Below are 16276 nucleotides of genomic sequence, written 5' to 3'. Positions count from 1 at the left end.
GGAAGGATCGGTCGCAGCACCGCGTTGCAGGTTGTTGCTGGCGCAGGCCAGCGGCCTACTGGGAGGCTCGCAGGAGGAGTTCACCCGCGCAGTTTAACGAAGGCCCCCTTCGCGACCCGGCCATTTCCGCTTGCATCGGTACGGTCAATACCGTAGGCTGACCCGGCGTCCGCGCGCAGCACCCGAGCCCAAGCGGGCCGCCGGGCCTGTCTTGCGGGCGTGAAGGAGCCACGCATGCCAAGCCGATCGAACGGCCTCGCGGCCGAAATGGAAGCGGTGCGAACCCTGGCGCTCGTCGGCGCCTCCGCGTCCGGCAAGACCTCCATCGCGGAGGCCCTGCTGCACGAGGCGGGCGCCATCGGGGCGCGCGGCAGCGTGGAGCGCGGCACCACCGTCAGCGACCACGACCCGCTCGAGAAGCGGATGCAGCATTCGCTCAATGCAACCCTGATGCACCTGGCGCACGACGGCACGCGCATCCACCTCATCGATACCCCCGGCGGCGCCGACTTCCTGGGCCAGAGCCTGCCCGCGCTGGAAGCGGTGGAAACCGCCGCCATCGTCGTCAATGCAAGCGCCGGCATCGAGCCGATGACGCTGCGCATGATGGACTACGCGGCATCGCGCCACCTCGCGCGCCTGATCGTCGTCAACAGGATCGACGACCCCGGCGCCGACCTCGCCGGCCTGCTGGCGCAGATCCAAGCCGCCTTCGGCCGCGAATGCCTGCCGCTGAACCTGCCGGCAGCCGGCGGCACGCGCGTGATCGACTGCTTCTACAACCGCGAAGGCGAGTCCGACATCGGCGCCGTGGACGCGGCGCACCGCGCTCTGGTCGAGCAGGTCGTCGAAGTCGATGCGGCCTTCGTCGAGCGCTACCTGAACGATGGCGACGTGGACGCCAGCGAGCTGCATGCGCCGCTCGAGCAGGCGCTGCGCGAAGGGCACCTGATTCCCGTGTGCTTCATCTCGGCACGCAGCGGCGTGGGCGCGGCCGAGCTGCTCGACATCATCGTCAAGCTGCTGCCCGACCCGAGCGAAGCCAACCCGCCGGACTTTCTGCTTGGCGAAGGCGCCGATGCCAAGCCGATGCAGGCCAAACCCGATGCGTCGCTGCATGTGCTGGCGCACGTGTTCAAGGTCACGAGCGACCCTTACGTCGGCAAGCTCGGCATCATGCGCGTGCACCAGGGCACAGTCGCGAGCGACAGCCAGCTCTACATCGGCGACGGCCGCAAGCCCTTCAAGGTGGGGCACCTGTTCATGCTCCAGGGCAAGGACCACGTGGAAGTGTCGCGCGCAGTGCCGGGCGACATCGTGGCGGTGGCGAAGGTGGAAGAGATCCAGTTCGACGCCGTGCTGCACGACGCGGCAGAAGACAGCCATGTGCATCTCGCGCCGCTGGAGTTTCCGGTGCCCGTGCACGGACTGGCCGTCGAGCCCAAGCGCCACGGCGACGAACAGCGCGCGTGGGAGATCCTCGGCAAGCTTGCGGCCGAAGACCCTTGTTTGCGCATCGAGCACGTCGTCGCGACCAACGAGACCGTTCTCTATGGATTGGGCGAACTGCACCTGCGCATGGTGCTCGACCGCCTGCGCGAGGTGTATCGCTTCGAAGTGCAGACGCGCCCGCCGCGCATTGCCTATCGCGAGACCGTGACCGCGAAGGCCGAAGGCCACCACCGCCACAAGAAGCAGACCGGCGGCGCAGGCCAGTTCGGCGAAGTCTTTCTGCGCATCGAACCGCTCGCGCGCGGCGATGGATTTGAGTTCGCCGACGAAGTCAGGGGCGGCGCGATTCCGGGCCAGTTCATTCCCGCCGTCGAGAAAGGCGTGCGCGAAGTGCTGGCGTGCGGCGCCATCGCGGGCTACCCCGTGGTTGATGTGCGCGTGGTGGTGCACGACGGCAAGCACCACAGCGTGGACAGCAAGGACATCGCGTTTGCGACTGCCGGCCGCAAGGCCTTCATGGCAGCGATCCGCGAGGCCAGGCCGGTGGTGCTGGAGCCGATCGTGCAGATCGAGATCGTGGCGCCTGAGCATGCCGTGGGCGATGTGACGAGCGATCTTTCGTCACGGCGTGGGCTGGTCACCGGCACTTCGACTCTTGGGGCTGGTGCTGCGGCTGTGCGGGGACAGGTGCCCATGGCGGAACTGGCGAGCTATCAGTCGCGGCTCAATGCGATGACGAGTGGGCAGGGGCGGTACACGATCGCGCTGTCGCACTACGAGGCGGTGCCGCCGAATGTGCAGCAGGTGTTGATGGGGCAGTATCGGGGGCGGGAAGAAGATCAGTGAGACCGCGCTGCGTGGCTATACTGCGCCCGTCACGTCACACAAAGGCGTGATCGGGATTGGCGTCCCGAACAACCCGCTGCGACGCAAGCCGCAGATTTCTCCGCAGAGACTCTGCGGCTTTCTTCGTTCGTGCCTCCAGTTTTTGGCGGCTCGGGCAGGGAGCCGCGAGGCTCGCCGGTTCGCGCAAGCGGGTTCCCGGTACGCCAACCTGCTCGAGCTGCCGCCCTCGATTGGCGTTGGGTGCGGCGGTTGTAGCAAACCGAACCCAACTCCTTGGAGGCCATTCATGGCTGCATCTGCTCGCGCGTCTGCGCACGTCTCTTCATTTCCCGGGTCTTCTGAGGCAATCAGCGTTGAATCGCTTGCGCTGCAGGCTTGCGATGACCTCGATGGCCTGCTGGCCGTTCAGCGCGCGTATGCGTGCCTTGAAAAGCTCATCGTGCCGCAGGGCATGAACGATACGGAAGAAATCTATCCGACCCGCACCGAGCTTGGTGCGCTGATGCGGGTGGTCAATGAGGAGTTGCAGAGGCGCCTCGAAGCGGCCGATGCGACGATGCAGTCGCTGCGCATCCACTCGAGTGAGCGCGTTGCACAATGAGAGCGCGGCGTCCGCTGCCTCGTAAGCAGAGCCGGCCCGCTTGCAGGCCGAGGTGACATCCTCTTCCACCGCCTGACGCCCCGTCACCTTTAACTCACGCGCCCGGTACTCAGTCAGCCCGAGCGCGGCTGCGTCTATAGGTGAAACGCCGCCAACCCACCCACAGCAAGCCCCGCCACAGCCACCCCAAACATCGCCCTCTCCAGCCACTTCCGCCTTGTCAACAACGCAATAGCCGCCAACGCAATCGAAACCTGCAACACAGTAGTCGCCTGAGCCCACCGATGATGCTGATGCATCTGCTCATCCGACTTCGAATCCCACTTGCTCGCTTCCGCTTCCAGCTTCTTCGCCTCGGTCTGGATGTCGGTCTTCTCCTGCTCGTAGCGCGCCACCTTGGCCTGCCAGCCCTGCTTGCGCGCTTCGTCGGCCGCGGTGTCGCGGGCGAATTCGGCGAGGGCCTGCTTGGTGCTCTTCGACTGGAAGTAATTCCACTGATTGGAGGCTTCGGTCTTCTTGATGGCGGCGTTGTTCTTGTAGATGCCCGCGTTGGCCTGCGTGGCACCGCCCATGTACGCGAAGATGGCGCCGAAGGTGGCGATGACGGCCGTGCACATGGCGATCTTGCTCGTCATGCTCATGCCGCCGGAGTGCTCGGCTGCCGGGGCTGCGTGATGGCCGTCGCCATGACCGTGGCCGCCCGATGCGGCGTGTTCGAGTTCGTGATCGTGCGGGCCGTGCACGTGAAAGCCGTGTCCTGACATGGGATCCTTGTTGTAGAGAGATATGGTTTTTCGGGCGCGCGCGAGTATGCCCGTTCGATGAGTCAGCTTCCGGTCCGCGAGCCATTGCCAGCATGGGGCGACAACAGCACACTTGCCTGCCCATGGCCGCCGAACCCTCGCCGACACCGACAGCCAACGCCCGCCACCCCGGCTTCGCCGACATCGTGGCCGGCATTTCCATCGCCGGCCTCCTTCTTCCCGAGGCTGTGGCCTATTCGGGCATCGCGGGGCTGCCGCCGCAGGCCGGAGTGATCGCACTCTTCGCGGGGCTGCTGGTCTACGGCCTCTTCGGCAGCAGCCGCTTCGCAATCGTTTCCGCCACCTCTTCGTCTGCCGCGGTGCTGTTCGCCGCCACCACGTCGGTGACGGGAGTGGACACCGCCACGCGGCTGGCGATGGGCATGGGCATCGTTCTTCTCGCCGGGGTGTTCTTCGTCATCGCGGGCATTGCCCGGCTCGGCGCGGTGTCGAGCCTGATCGCCAAGCCCGTGCTGCGCGGCTTCGCGCTGGGGCTGGCGCTCACCATCGTGGTCAAGCAGTTGCCCAAGGTGCTCGACGTGCATCCGGCGCACAGCGATTTCTTCCGGCTCTTCGCAGGGCTGGTGGCCGACTGGCGGCACTGGAACATCGCGGGCGCGGCAATGGCGCTCATGGCACTGGTGCTGCTGCGCGGCCTTGCACGCTGGCGCGCGGTGCCGGCGGCGCTGCTGGTGATCGTGGCCGGCATCGTGCTCGACGTGTACGGCCTCTGCCACGCATGGGGCGTGGCGGCGGTGGGGCCGATTTCGCTCGACTTCTCTCATCCGACGGTACCGCAGCTCGACCGGGCGCAGTGGCAGAACCTCGGCGGGCTGGCTTTCGCGATGGCATTGATCCTCTATGCGGAGTCCTACGGCTCGATCCGTACCTTCGCGATGCGCCATGGCGACAACGTGTCGGCCAACCGCGACCTGCTGGCGCTGGGCGGCGCGAACCTGCTGTCGGCGCTGTTCCAGGGCATGCCGGTGGGCGCGGGCTACTCGGCCACGTCGGCCAACGAATCCGCGGGTGCCAGGAGCCGGGCGGCCGGCATCGTGGCGGGGCTGGTGGTGCTGGTGGCGGTGCTCACGCTGCTGCCGTGGATCGCGCACACGCCCGAGCCTTTGCTGGCGGCCATCGTGATCCACGCAGTGAGCCACACGCTGAGCCCTACGGCGCTGCGGCCCTACTTCCAGTGGCGGCGCGACCGGCTGGTGGCGCTGGTGGCGGTCGCGGCGGTGCTGGTGCTGGGCGTGCTCAACGGTCTGCTGGCGGCCATCGGCGTGAGCATCCTGCTGCTGCTGCGCGGCTTCACGCGCACCACCGTGAGCTGGCTCGGGCGGCTGGGCCAGAGCCACGACTTCGTCGATACCGCGCGCCACCCCGAGGCGGTGGTGCCCCCGGGTGTGCTGATCGCGCGGCCCGAGGTGCCGCTCTTCTTCGGCAATGCGGACGCGGTGTTCGCGTCGATACGCGCGCGCATCGACGCCAAGCAGGGCCTGCAGCGCATGGTGCTGAGCCTGGAGGAGTCGCCCGACCTCGACGCGACCAGCATCGAGGCGCTGTGCGACTTTGCGGCCTACGTGCGCGTGCGCGGCGTGCGCCTGTCGCTGGCGCGCGTGAAGGATGACGTGCGCGACCTGCTGGCCAAGGTGAATTCGCCCGATCTGCACGCCGAGGTGTATGCGCCGTGGAGCGTGGACGATGCGGTGCCGCCAGAAAACCGGACGCCACGGCCTTCTTGATCACTTGCCGCCGGAGGCAGCGTGCCTGACCAGGTGGATTTCAGTTCCTTGGGACTGGTTTGGGCTCGCGGCTTTCCCGCAGAGCCTTGAGCCGTAGTTCCGCCTGACCTGGTGGAATCTGACCTTGTGCCTCCAGTCGCTTGAGGCGCCGTTCATCTGCCCGATTCAGAGCATCTTTGAGCAGTGCCATCTTGCGATCGTTGCAGGGTTCGCAGTCGTAGTAGCTTCCGGGGTCAGTCGTGGGCCCAAGCGCCTCGTCCAACTCAGCGGTACTGATTCTCCCCGTGGGCTCGATGCCGATAGCGAGGATTTTTCCGTTCTTGAAGGTAACGAGCGCGCTGCCCTCGCATCCGGTTTCCTGCGCCTGCGGCACGAGATACGACTTCTTTGAAACCCTCCGCATATGACGTAGCGCGTAGAACACATCTTCGACGGTCAAGACAACATCCTGGCAATCCAGAAAATCCTTGTTCTCCCACGCTGTTTTCCCCGACGGGTTGTCGATCTTGATCGACTTTACGAAGGCTGCCGGATAGCGCTTGTCTGCCGCGTGAACCGGCAGGGCCATAGCGACGGTAGCCAGCGCTACCGCAAGAACGATGACTTTTCTCATGGCGTTGGAACCACCAGATTCCAATTCGCACCTTGTGCCTCTGTCGTATTTTTTCTGCTGGCCTCTGGATGTCGGAATATCTCGCCCGGTGCGATCTGCATGGAGTCCTCGAGCGCCTTGACAAGCCAAGAAAGTGCCTGATTCTGGGCAGTGGTCGGTGTGTCGTATACACCGTACCTTCCTCTCAATTCATCCATGGAGAGCTTGTTGTTTCGTGGTGCCTGGAACCCAGCTGGCAGCCTGGCCCTGCCCACCATCTCGATGCCGATGGCTTCCATGTTGCCTGGATACCGGTCGCCAGGTGCCCTGCGCATCTCGATGCGATGCATCGGGTCCACCGCGTTTACTCCTGCAGGGTAGTCTCGCGGAGAGCACTTCCCGGTGATCAGACACCTCGCCTTCAGTGGCCCGACATGGTTCGTGCGCTGGTAGATCGCGGCGGTCTGATAAATAGTTCCATCAGTGTCGACAAGAAAGTGCGCGCCATTGGCCTTTGGGCGTCTGTAGCTGTTCAGCGAAGACGCTGAAGTTTCCGCATCGGTCTGGTGCACAACGATGCCTGTGATCGTGCTTGTACGTCTACCGCGTTCGATCGCAGGACTGCGCGCATTGCGGACTTTCGCGTGAATGATCATTCCATCCGTGTCAATTTGAATTGCCATACGGCCTCCCGGAAATTAATTTCTCGTTGTTGATGCGGGTGCCCCGAAACATGCAGGTTCATCAACCTGCAGGCTTGCTCCGATGCGCCCGCCCGGGATGATATCGGTCCGAATATTTGATTTGCAGCGGCCCGAGCTGCCGCTTTTCTGCATCAAAGCAGACGCGGTATTCGCGCCGGTCAGCGCAGCTTCGCCTGCCGCCTGAACTCGCTCGGGCTGCCACCCGTGTGCTCGCGGAACACGCGGCTGAAGTGCGAGAGATTGCCGAAGCCGGAGGCCAGCGCGATGTCGGTGATCGACCTCGCGGCGTTGGCCGGGTCCAGCAGCTCGCGGATGCTCGCCGCCAGCCGCTGGTGCTGGATGTAGCCGTTGAGGGTTTCGTCGTCGTCGGCGAAGGCGCTGTGCAGCAGGCGCTTGCTGCAGCGCAGGGCCAGGGCCATGCTGTCGATCGACAGCGCCGGGTCGTGCAGGTTCTGCGCAACGTGGCGGCGGATGCGGTCTTTCAGGGCCTCGCGCTGCGTCTGCGGCGTTTCCTGGCCCGCCAGCTCCATCAGCGAAAGGCGCACGAGCTGGATCAGCAGTTCGCCCGCGCCGCGCGCGGCGGCCTCGCTCATGAAGGGCAGCTCCAGGTAGGTGTTGCGCATGGTCTCCAGCGCCACGCGCGAGATGCCGCTGCCGCCGCCGATGCGCCGCGCCACCAGGTCGTTGAGCGGCAGCGCGGGCGATGCGATCTGGTTCTTGGGCAGCATCACGATCAGGTGGTCGCTGCGCTCGGGGTTGGCCACGGTGTAGTCGGCGGTGGTGTCGTAGAGCGTCCATCCGCCCGAGCGCACCGCCGCGGCGCGGCCGCGCTGCGTGACCTCGGCCGAGCCCTGCCAGGGCGCGACGATCTTCAGGTAGGGCGCTTCGCTCAGCCGCGCCATCTGCGTGGTGCGCAGCACGCGGTGGCGATTGGCCTCCAGCCGCGTGAGGATCACGTCGCCCGCATGCGAGGCCGCGAGGTGGCCGTCGAATTCGCTGTCGTCGTAGAGGTCGGAGCCCAAGCCGCCGAAGTGGCGCCACACCCATTCGCACCACAACGGACCGCGCTCCTTCGGCGGGATCTGGTCGGTGGACAAAAGCAACGAGGCGGTCATGCGGGCGAGGCGGATGGTCTGCAGGAGCGGCGAGAACGAAAGATTTCAGCACGAAGCCGGGTTGCCGCGCATTGTGAAGCGCCTTCGCGGCCCAAGGGATTGCGGGTTAACCACTAGGCGCGTGCACGCTGCGTCAAGTGCTTTGTGCGCGGCTGGCACAGCGCGCGAAGGCTGCGATTTCTACGATTCCGGGCAGCGGGCGCATACCGACGCCCGGAGGAGACTTCAATGCTTCGACCCGATCGCCGCACCTGGATCAAGGGCACCGCCACCGCCCTCGGAGCGGCCGCCGTCGCGCCGCAACTGTTCGCCCAGAGCGGGCCCGTGAAGATCGGCTACGCCATCGCACGCACAGGCCCCTGGGCGGCAGGCGCGCAGGTGAGCCAGGAACCGAACTACCTGCTGTGGGCCGAGCAGCTCAACGCGGCGGGCGGGCTCCCGGTGAAAGGCACGAGGCGCCCCATCGAGCTGATCGGCTACGACGACCGCAGCGAGACCGAGACCTGCGTTCGCACCTTCGAGAAGCTCATGGGCAGCGACAAGGTCGACCTGGTGCTGCCGCCCTGGGGCTCCGGCGCCAACTTCGCGGTCGCGCCGCTGGCCAACCGCTTCGGTTATCCGCTGCTGGCGCCCACCGCGCTCTCGCGCAAGCTGATCGACATGCGCCTGCCCTTCTTCTTCTCGCTGCTCCAGCAGCCCGACAAGATGATGGGCGCGCTGGTCGACATGCTGGTGGCGAACAACGTGAAGACCATCGCCATCGTTTACATGGACGACCTGTTCGGGCTGGAGAACTTCGCGGCGCTGAACAACGCGCTGAAGAAGACGAGCATCCAGGTGGTGGAGCGCAAGAGCTATCCGCTGGGCGTGAAAGACCTGGCCCCGGTGCTGCGCACCATCAAGGACCTGAACCCCGACGCCTTCATCGGCATCACCTACCCCCCGGACACCATCCTCGCGAGCCGGCAGGCGCGCGAGGTGGGCTTCAACCCGAAGTACTTCTACGCTTCTGTCGGCACCGCCTTCCAGCTCTACAGGAACGTGATGGCCGCCAACACCGAGGGCGTGATCGGCATGGGCTCGTGGAACGGCAAGACCAGCCCCGAGGCCAAGGCCTACTTCGACGCCCACACGAAGAAGTTCGGCAAGGAGCCCGACCGCTGGGCCAGCGGCCATGCATGGGCCGGGCTGCAGATACTGCAGCAGGCGGTGGAGAAGACGGGCCTGGACCGCAAGGCGCTACGCGAGCACATCGCGAAGAACGAGTTCAAGACCATCCTCGGCCCGATCCGCTTCGAGGGCAGCGAGAACGCGTCGATTCCGGGCACGGTGTCGCAATGGCAGGGCAGCGACTTCGAAGTCGTCTGGCCGAAAGACCGCGCCACCGCGCAGCTGATGCCGAAGCCGGCCTGGAAGTAGGCACGTGTCTTTCTCCGGATGGGCCGAGCTTCTGGCCGGCGGACTGATCACGGGCGGCATCTACGCGCTGGTGGCCATCGGGCTGAACCTGCAGTACGGGCTGATGCGCATCATGAACATCTCGCACGGCGAGTTCCTGATGCTGGGCGCCTTCGCGACATGGTGGGCGCACACCGCGCTGGGCGTGTCGCCGCTGCTGTTCATGCCGGTGGCCTTCCTGCTGCTGATGGCGCTGGGCATGGCGGTGCACCGGCTGTGCTTCCGGCAGGTGGCGGCGCGCGCGCCGAACGTGGACGTGTTCGAGGCGCGCAGCCTGATGGTGGGCTTCGGCCTGATGTTCCTGGTGCAGAACACCGCCCTGCTCATGTGGGGCGGCGACCTGCGCGGCTACGACTACCTGGCCGACCCGGTGCAACTGGGCGAGATGCGCTTCACCGCCAACAAGCTGGTGCTCTTCGGCGTGGCGCTGGCGCTGAGCCTGGTGCTCATCGCGCTGCTCAAGCTCACACTGCTGGGCAAGGCGGTGCGCGCGCTGATGCAGTCGCCCACCGGCGCGCAGCTGGTCGGCATCAACACCAGGCGGCTGCATCCGCTGATGTTCGGCATCGGCCTGGGCCTGTCGGGCGTGGCCGGCTCGCTGCTGTCGATGACCTATGAAATCTCTCCCTCGATGGGCGAGCCCTACACGGTGACGGCGCTGATCGTCATCACCCTCGGCGGCTTCGGCAGCGTCGCGGGCAGCCTGGTCGGCGGCCTGCTGCTGGGCGTGGTGGAGGCGCTGGGCATGCACTTCACCAGCCCCTCTCTCAAGATGCTGCTGTCGTACGCCGTGTTCATCGGCGTGCTGATCTGGCGGCCCAACGGACTGTTCTCCAGAAAATGACTTCCCTTCTGTCCGCAACGAACAAGCCGTGGTGGGTGCTCGGCGCCGGCCTGGTGCTGGCGGCCGCCGTGCCGTGGGTGGCGACGGAGTTCGTGGCCTCGGTCGCGCTCGGCTGCCTGATGTACATCGCGCTGGCCACGAGCTGGTCGCTCTTCTGCGGCGCCACGCGCTATCTCTCGCTCGCTACTTCCGCCTTCTTCGGCCTGGGCGCCTACGCCAGCGCGACGCTGCTCGAGGTGCTGCCGTGGCCGCTGGTGATATTGAGCGGCGCCGCCATCGCGAGCGCCGTGGCGGTGCTGATGGGCGCGGCGGTGCTGCACCTGCGCGGCACCTACTTCGCGGTGCTGACCTTCGGCATGACGGAGCTGATCCGCCATGCCGTGACCTTCGTCGAGAAGCAGGTCTCGGGCACGGTGGGCCGCGTGCTGACGGTGGTGCCGTCGAACGAGACGGTGTACCTCACGGTGCTGGCCATAGCGGGTGCCGCCATCGCCACGGCGCTTCTCGTCAGGCGCAGCCGCTTCGGCCTGGCGCTCGCGGGCATCGGCGCCGACGAGCAGCGCGCGCAGACGCTGGGCGTGGACACGCGCCGCGCGAAGGTGGCGGGCTTCGCCCTCACCGCCGCCTTCGCGGGCGCGGTCGGCGCGGCCATGGCGGTGCGCTGGACCTACATCGACCCGCCGGCGGTGTTCAGCCCCTTCATCGGCTTCCAGACCGTGCTGATCGCGATGATCGGCGGCGCGGCCAGCATCGGCGGGCCGGTGGCCGCGGCCGTCGTGTTCAGCCTGCTGTCGGAAACGCTGCGGCTGCAGCTGCCCTACGGCTACATGATGGTGCTGGGGCTGCTGCTGATCCTTTGCGTGATGTACCTGCCCGACGGGCTCGCGTCGCTGTGGCGGCGCAAGGCGCCGGCGTCGAGGGAGGCGCGGCCATGAGCAATCCGCGGATCCTGCTGGAAGCCCGCGAGCTCACGGTGCGCTTCGGTGGCCTCACCGCCGTCGATTCGGTGAGCGCCACGCTGCGCTCGGGCGAGATCGTCGGAATCATCGGGCCGAACGGCGCGGGCAAGACGACCTTCTTCAACGCCATCTCGGGCGTGGTCATGCCGACCTCCGGCCGGCTGCTGGTGGAGGACGGCATCGAGCTGACGCGGCGCGGCCCGCACCTGTACGCGGCCCACGGCATCGCGCGCACCTTCCAGACGCCGCGCGTGATGGCCGACATGACGCTGGCAGACAACGTTCGCTTCGGCATGCAGTTCGCGGGCAGGCACCGCGAGCCCATCGCGGGGCTGGGCAGCACGGGCGAGATCCTCGACATGCTGGGCCTGGGTGCGCTCGCGAACAACACCGCCGCCGGCATCACGCCCTCGCAGCAGCGGCTGCTGGAGATCGGCATGGCGCTCGGCACCCGGCCGCGCGTGTTGCTGCTCGACGAGGTGGCGGCGGGGCTCACCGAGGCGGAGGTCGACGCGATGGCGCGGCGCATCCGCCGGCTGCGCGACGAGCACGCGCTCACGGTCGTGTGGATCGAGCATGCGGTGGCCACGCTGCTGAAGTACGTGGAGCGCGTGCTGGTGCTGCACCAGGGCCGCAAGATCGCCGACGGCACGCCCGCCGAGGTGGTGCGCAACGCGGAGGTGGTCGAGGCCTACCTCGGCGACGAGATGGAGGCGACGGCATGAGCGGCACGAACATGAGCCACATGAGCGCGCGCGGCCTGTCGGCCGGCTATCACGGCTTCCAGGTCATCCAGGGCATGAGCCTGGAAGTGCAGCCCGGCGTGACCGTGGTGCTGGGCCCCAACGGCGCGGGCAAGACCACGCTGCTGAAGGCGCTGGCCGGCCTGCTGCCGCGAACCGGCGAGGTGCTGCTCGACGGCGTCGCGCTGCCTGCGGCCGACGCTGCCGCTTGCGTGAAGCGCGGCCTCGCGCTGGTGGCCGAGGGGCGCCAGCTCTTTGCGCAGATGACGGTCACCGAGAACCTGGAGCTTGGCGGCTGGCTCATTCCAGCGCGGCTGCGCGCCGAGCGCCTCGCGCGCGCGTTCGACGACTTTCCGCGCCTGAAGGAGCGCGCCACGCAGCTCGCCGGCACCATGAGCGGCGGCGAGCAGCAGATGGTGGCCGTGGCCCGCGCCATGATGAGCGGGCCGCGCCTCCTGATGCTCGACGAGCCCTCGCTGGGCCTCGCGCCGCGCATGGTCGACGAGCTGCTGTCCATCGTGCGCCGCATCGCCTCGCAGGGCGTGACGGTGCTGATGGTCGAGCAGAACGTGCGCAAGGCGCTGCAGGCCGCCGACCGGGGCTATGTGCTCGAACGCGGGCGCGTCGTGGCTTCGGGCGAGGCGCAGGCGCTGCTGAATTCCGACGCGGTGCGCCAGGCCTACCTGGGCGTCGCCTGATACCTCCCTCTTTCTTCTTTTCTCCTCGCAAAGGACTCCCCATGACCGACATTTCCATGCTCATCGACGGTGAGCGCCGCGCGGCCACCGGCGGCGCGACCTTCGAGCGCCGCAACCCGCTGGACGGCGGCATCGCCACGCGCGCGCCGGCCGCCACGCCGGCCGACGCAGTCGCCGCCGTCGAGGCCGCGCACCGCGCCTTCGCCGCATGGTCGGCCACCGGCCCCGGCGAGCGCCGCGCCGCGCTGCTGAAGGCCGCGCATGCGCTCGAAGCGCGCGCCGATGCCTTCGTGCAGGCGATGGCACGCGAGACCGGCGCATCGGCGCTGTGGGCAGGCTTCAACGTGCACCTGGCGGCAGGCATCCTCACCGAGGCCGCATCGCTCACCACGCAGATCGCGGGTGAGGTGATTCCTTCCGACGTGCCCGGCAGCCTCGCCATGGGCGTGCGGCAGGCGGCGGGCGTGGTGGTCGGCATCGCGCCGTGGAACGCGCCGGTGATCCTCGCCACGCGCGCCATCGCGACGCCGCTGGCTTGCGGCAACACCGTGGTGCTGAAGGGCTCGGAGCTGTGCCCGCAGACGCACGCGCTCATCATCGAGGCGCTGGACGAAGGCGGGCTGCCCAGGGGCGTCGTCAACTTCGTGACCAACGCGCCCGCAGACGCCGGAGCGGTGGTCGAGGCGATGGTGGCGCACCCGGCCGTGCGGCGCGTCAACTTCACCGGTTCCACGCGCGTGGGCCGGCTCATCGCGCAGACCTGCGCGAAGTACCTGAAGCCCGCCGTGCTCGAACTCGGCGGCAAGGCGCCCTTCGTGGTGCTGGACGATGCGGACCTCGACGCGGCGGTGAACGCCGCCATCTTCGGCTCCTTCGCCAACTCGGGGCAGATCTGCATGTCGACCGAGCGCATCGTGGTCGACAACGCGGTGGCCGACGAGTTCGTCGCCAGGTTCGCCGCCCGCGCGCAGGCGCTGCCGCTGGGCGATCCGCGCGAAGGCCCGGTGGTGCTCGGCTCGGTGGTCGACATGAGCACGGTGAAGCGCTGCAACGCGCTCATCGACGACGCTCTGGCCAAGGGTGCCAAGCTGGTGTGCGGCGGCAAGGCCGAGAACACGCTGATGCCCGCCACCGTGCTCGACCATGTGACGCCCGCGATGGAGATCTACCGCGAGGAATCCTTCGCGCCGGTGAAGGCGGTGGTGCGCGTGAACGGCGAGGAAGAAGCCGTGGCCATTGCCAACGACAACGAGTTCGGCCTCTCTTCAGCGGTGTTCGGCCGCGACGTGGCGCGCGCGTGGAATGTGGCGAAACGCATCGAATCGGGCATCTGCCACGTGAACGGCCCCACGGTGCACGACGAGGCGCAGATGCCCTTCGGCGGCGTGAAGGCTTCGGGCTACGGTCGCTTCGGCGGGCGTGCGGGCGTGGAGGCCTTCACGGAGCTGCGCTGGGTGACCGTGCAGACCACCCCGCGGCACTACCCGTTCTGAGCGATCTCGCGGGTGATGCGCAGGAACTTCTCGATGTCGGCCATCGAGTGGCAGTGCAGCGGCGACACCCGCACCGTGCCCGCGAGCCCGAAGGATTCGAGCATGCGCTTCGAGTAGATGCTGCTCGCCACGCGCTCGTAGACCGTCACGCCGCGCCTGGCGTACTCGACCACCGCCTGCGTGCAGTCGATGCGGTCGAAGCCGATGCCCAGGATCAGGTCGCGCTTGCTCAGGTCCTCGTAGTCGAGGAAGACGTTGACGCCTTCCATCTTGCGCATGCCTGTGGCGTTCGCGTTGCCGTCGAGCAGCGCCGACAGCAGCGCGCGCTCGTGCAGCTCGATGTGCGTGATGCCCGCGACGAACAACGCGCGGCGATCCGTGGCCTGGGTGAAGTGCCCGCCCAGCCAGCACACGTAGTCGACGATCTCGGTGAGCACCGCGAACTGCCACGGCGAGGCGCTGCCCAGGTCCCAGTAGCCGGGCTTCTTGCCGGCCAGCTTGTGGTGCGGCAGCACGGCCGCGCGCTCGGACACCCACGACAGCCCCGAGCCCCGGCAGCCGAAGAACTTGTAGGGCGCGAGGTTGATGCCGTCCACCGGCGTCTTCTGCAGGTCGATGAGGCCGTGCGGCGCGTGCTGCACGGCGTCGACCAGGATGTACAGGTCGGGCTTGATCTCGCGCGCGCGGCGCACGATGGCTTCCATGTCGAGCTTGGCGCCCGAGATGTTCGACGCGTGGATCACGTTGAGCAGGCAGGTGTCCTTGTCGACCAGCCGCACGATCTCGTCCACGTCGACGCCGCCGGTGACGGGGTTGCTCTTCGCCACGCGCAGCTCGCGGCCCAGCCGCTGGGCGTAGAGGCTCATCGCGTCGAATGCCGAGGGGTGCTCCAGCACGGTGGTGACCATGTTCGTGCCCGGCACGTTCTCGGCCACCGCGCGCACCATGTCGAACATGGCGCCCGAAGCGGTGAGCGAGGCGTACACGCTGCCGCCGGTGGCGTTGAGGATGGTGCGCAGGTCGTCGCAGCCCCTGGCCTGGATCTGCTGCAGCTCGACGGCAGTGGCGTGGATGCGCTCGGTGTTGTCGGGAATGGCATCGACCTGCGCGAAACGCTCGGCCGCGGCCTTCAGGCGGAAGGAGCCGCCGGCGTTGTCGAAGTACAGGCGCTCGCGGCCATGGTGGTCGTGGTCGACCTGCAGGAAGCGCGCCTTCACCTCGCGCATGAGCGCGTCAGGAAAGGCCAGTCCGTCGGGGTGTTTGGAAGACAGCTCGGAACCCATCGCTCAGACGCCCTTGTTGTTCGGGTTCTTGTAGATCTCGCGCACCGCGTCCGTCATCGGGAAGTTGAGGTTCGCGTTCCTCGGCGGGATCGGCGAGAGGAACCACTTGGTGTAGAGCTGCTCGATGGCGCCCGACCTCATCAGGCCCGTGACGGTCTCGTCCACCAGCGCCTTGAACTGCGGGTCGTCCTTGCGCAGCATGATCCCGTAGGGCTCCTGGCGCAGCGATTCCTTCAGGATCTTGTATTCGCCCGGATTGGGCGCGCTGGCGATCATGCCGGCGAGCTGCACGTCGTCGAGCACATAGGCGTCGGCGCGGCCGTTGGAAAGCCGGAGGAAGCCGTCGGAGGTGTCCTTGCCGGGGATCTCGTTGACTTCGATGGCGCCGCTCTTGCGTGCGACGCGCAGCAGCTGGATCGAGGTGCTGCCCGAGACGGTGGCCACGTTCTTGCCGTTGAGGTCGGCAAGGGTGTCGATGCCGGAGTTCTTGCGCACCGCGGCGGTGATGTTGGCCACGAAGTGGCTGGGCGCGAAGTCCACCTGCTGCTGGCGCTGCGTGGTGTTGGTGGTGGTCGCGCAGTCGAGGTCGACGGTGCCGTTCTGCAGCAGCGGAATGCGGTTGGTCGAGTTGAGCATGGTGTAGCGCACCTCGATCTTCGCGAGGCCCAGCCTGGCCTTCACCGCGTCGACGATCTTCAGGCAGATGTCGTTGGTGAAGCCGATGGGGTCGCCGTCGGAGCCGAGCTTGTACGAGAACGGGATCTGGCTGTCGCGCGCGCCGATCTGGATCGTGCCGCTGTCCTTGATCTTCTGCAGCGTGCCGCCGTCCTGGGCGCTGGCGGCGGCACAGGCGAAGGCGAGAGCCAGTCCGAATGCGAGGGGCAGTTTCCTGAAGTCCATGGCGGGTTCCTTGAAGAAGAGTCGATGACGGTGATCGGGG

General features: G+C 67.3%; 15 protein-coding genes. 9 read left to right on the top strand and 6 right to left on the bottom strand.

The annotated features are described in order from the left end of the window. Positions 1 to 234: 234 nt before the first annotated feature. Positions 235 to 2298, top strand: a complete 2064-nt coding sequence (gene fusA, locus EJP67_RS17925; protein ID WP_126023065.1) for an elongation factor G — start codon at positions 235 to 237, stop codon at positions 2296 to 2298. A gap of 286 nt (positions 2299 to 2584) precedes the next feature. Next, positions 2585 to 2899: a hypothetical protein gene (locus tag EJP67_RS17920; protein ID WP_126023064.1), complete on the top strand. Its 315-nt coding sequence runs from the start codon at positions 2585 to 2587 to the stop codon at positions 2897 to 2899. 134 nt (positions 2900 to 3033) lie between these two features. Here EJP67_RS17920 and EJP67_RS17915 read toward each other — a convergent pair whose 3' ends face one another. Beyond that, complete coding sequence (locus EJP67_RS17915) at positions 3034 to 3663, bottom strand: DUF4337 domain-containing protein (protein ID WP_126023063.1); 630 nt, start codon at positions 3661 to 3663, stop codon at positions 3034 to 3036. Between the two features lie 122 nt (positions 3664 to 3785). On the opposite strand from EJP67_RS17915, the gene EJP67_RS17910 reads away from it, so the two are divergent. After that, positions 3786 to 5447 (top strand): SulP family inorganic anion transporter, encoded by a 1662-nt coding sequence (locus EJP67_RS17910; protein ID WP_206169520.1) that lies wholly within the window; start codon positions 3786 to 3788, stop codon positions 5445 to 5447. A 40-nt stretch (positions 5448 to 5487) separates the two neighbouring features. Here EJP67_RS17910 and EJP67_RS17905 read toward each other — a convergent pair whose 3' ends face one another. The 3 genes from EJP67_RS17905 to EJP67_RS17895 form a co-directional block, all read right to left on the bottom strand. Beyond that, the gene (locus tag EJP67_RS17905; RefSeq protein ID WP_126023062.1) at positions 5488 to 6060 is read right to left on the bottom strand and encodes a hypothetical protein; all 573 of its coding nucleotides are present in this window, start codon (positions 6058 to 6060) and stop codon (positions 5488 to 5490) included. After that, the gene (locus tag EJP67_RS17900) at positions 6057 to 6722 is read right to left on the bottom strand and encodes a peptidoglycan recognition protein family protein (RefSeq protein ID WP_126023061.1); all 666 of its coding nucleotides are present in this window, start codon (positions 6720 to 6722) and stop codon (positions 6057 to 6059) included. The genes EJP67_RS17905 and EJP67_RS17900 overlap by 4 nt, the downstream gene beginning before the upstream one ends. Positions 6723 to 6901: 179 nt before the next feature. Continuing rightward, the gene (locus EJP67_RS17895) at positions 6902 to 7858 is read right to left on the bottom strand and encodes an AraC-like ligand-binding domain-containing protein (RefSeq protein WP_126023060.1); all 957 of its coding nucleotides are present in this window, start codon (positions 7856 to 7858) and stop codon (positions 6902 to 6904) included. Between the two features lie 228 nt (positions 7859 to 8086). On the opposite strand from EJP67_RS17895, the gene EJP67_RS17890 reads away from it, so the two are divergent. The 6 genes from EJP67_RS17890 to EJP67_RS17865 are packed head-to-tail and all read left to right on the top strand — an operon-like array spanning position 8087 to position 14053. Beyond that, the gene (locus tag EJP67_RS17890) at positions 8087 to 9277 is read left to right on the top strand and encodes an amino acid ABC transporter substrate-binding protein (protein WP_126023059.1); all 1191 of its coding nucleotides are present in this window, start codon (positions 8087 to 8089) and stop codon (positions 9275 to 9277) included. A gap of 4 nt (positions 9278 to 9281) precedes the next feature. Continuing rightward, positions 9282 to 10160, top strand: a complete 879-nt coding sequence (locus EJP67_RS17885; protein ID WP_126023058.1) for a branched-chain amino acid ABC transporter permease — start codon at positions 9282 to 9284, stop codon at positions 10158 to 10160. Then, a complete protein-coding gene (locus EJP67_RS17880) occupies positions 10157 to 11095 on the top strand; it encodes a branched-chain amino acid ABC transporter permease (protein WP_126023057.1) in 939 nt (312 codons plus the stop codon). Before EJP67_RS17885 ends, EJP67_RS17880 begins: the two co-directional genes overlap by 4 nt. Further along, positions 11092 to 11844: an ABC transporter ATP-binding protein gene (locus EJP67_RS17875; protein WP_126023056.1), complete on the top strand. Its 753-nt coding sequence runs from the start codon at positions 11092 to 11094 to the stop codon at positions 11842 to 11844. Before EJP67_RS17880 ends, EJP67_RS17875 begins: the two co-directional genes overlap by 4 nt. Then, on the top strand, positions 11841 to 12560 hold the full coding sequence (locus tag EJP67_RS17870) for an ABC transporter ATP-binding protein (protein WP_126023055.1): 720 nt from the start codon (positions 11841 to 11843) through the stop codon (positions 12558 to 12560). Before EJP67_RS17875 ends, EJP67_RS17870 begins: the two co-directional genes overlap by 4 nt. Positions 12561 to 12601: 41 nt before the next feature. Continuing rightward, complete coding sequence (locus tag EJP67_RS17865; protein WP_126023054.1) at positions 12602 to 14053, top strand: aldehyde dehydrogenase; 1452 nt, start codon at positions 12602 to 12604, stop codon at positions 14051 to 14053. On the opposite strand, the gene EJP67_RS17860 is transcribed toward EJP67_RS17865, so the two are convergent. Continuing rightward, the gene (locus EJP67_RS17860) at positions 14041 to 15336 is read right to left on the bottom strand and encodes an aminotransferase class V-fold PLP-dependent enzyme (protein ID WP_126023053.1); all 1296 of its coding nucleotides are present in this window, start codon (positions 15334 to 15336) and stop codon (positions 14041 to 14043) included. The genes EJP67_RS17865 and EJP67_RS17860 overlap by 13 nt on opposite strands. Positions 15337 to 15339: 3 nt before the next feature. Beyond that, entirely contained in the window at positions 15340 to 16236 is an 897-nt protein-coding gene (locus tag EJP67_RS17855; RefSeq protein ID WP_126023052.1) for an amino acid ABC transporter substrate-binding protein, read from the bottom strand. Between the last annotated feature and the right edge of the window lie 40 nt (positions 16237 to 16276).

This window comes from Variovorax guangxiensis, from assembly GCF_003952165.1.
Lineage (GTDB): Bacteria > Pseudomonadota > Gammaproteobacteria > Burkholderiales > Burkholderiaceae_C > Variovorax > Variovorax guangxiensis.
The sequence above is the reverse complement of the archived record's forward strand: the minus strand, read 5'-3'. Positions and strand labels throughout refer to the sequence as shown.

What these genes read in the sequence shown, in the direction of transcription:
- EJP67_RS17860 (WP_126023053.1), bottom strand. Translation starts at nt 15,336, where the DNA reads ATGGGTTCCGAGCTGTCTTCCAAACACCCCGACGGACTGGCCTTTCCT.
- EJP67_RS17915 (WP_126023063.1), bottom strand. Translation starts at nt 3,663, where the DNA reads ATGTCAGGACACGGCTTTCACGTGCACGGCCCGCACGATCACGAACTC.
- EJP67_RS17905 (WP_126023062.1), bottom strand. Translation starts at nt 6,060, where the DNA reads ATGAGAAAAGTCATCGTTCTTGCGGTAGCGCTGGCTACCGTCGCTATG.
- EJP67_RS17920 (WP_126023064.1), top strand. Translation starts at nt 2,585, where the DNA reads ATGGCTGCATCTGCTCGCGCGTCTGCGCACGTCTCTTCATTTCCCGGG.
- fusA (WP_126023065.1), top strand. Translation starts at nt 235, where the DNA reads ATGCCAAGCCGATCGAACGGCCTCGCGGCCGAAATGGAAGCGGTGCGA.
- EJP67_RS17900 (WP_126023061.1), bottom strand. Translation starts at nt 6,722, where the DNA reads ATGGCAATTCAAATTGACACGGATGGAATGATCATTCACGCGAAAGTC.
- EJP67_RS17890 (WP_126023059.1), top strand. Translation starts at nt 8,087, where the DNA reads ATGCTTCGACCCGATCGCCGCACCTGGATCAAGGGCACCGCCACCGCC.
- EJP67_RS17875 (WP_126023056.1), top strand. Translation starts at nt 11,092, where the DNA reads ATGAGCAATCCGCGGATCCTGCTGGAAGCCCGCGAGCTCACGGTGCGC.
- EJP67_RS17870 (WP_126023055.1), top strand. Translation starts at nt 11,841, where the DNA reads ATGAGCGGCACGAACATGAGCCACATGAGCGCGCGCGGCCTGTCGGCC.
- EJP67_RS17895 (WP_126023060.1), bottom strand. Translation starts at nt 7,858, where the DNA reads ATGACCGCCTCGTTGCTTTTGTCCACCGACCAGATCCCGCCGAAGGAG.
- EJP67_RS17880 (WP_126023057.1), top strand. Translation starts at nt 10,157, where the DNA reads ATGACTTCCCTTCTGTCCGCAACGAACAAGCCGTGGTGGGTGCTCGGC.
- EJP67_RS17855 (WP_126023052.1), bottom strand. Translation starts at nt 16,236, where the DNA reads ATGGACTTCAGGAAACTGCCCCTCGCATTCGGACTGGCTCTCGCCTTC.
- EJP67_RS17910 (WP_206169520.1), top strand. Translation starts at nt 3,786, where the DNA reads ATGGCCGCCGAACCCTCGCCGACACCGACAGCCAACGCCCGCCACCCC.
- EJP67_RS17865 (WP_126023054.1), top strand. Translation starts at nt 12,602, where the DNA reads ATGACCGACATTTCCATGCTCATCGACGGTGAGCGCCGCGCGGCCACC.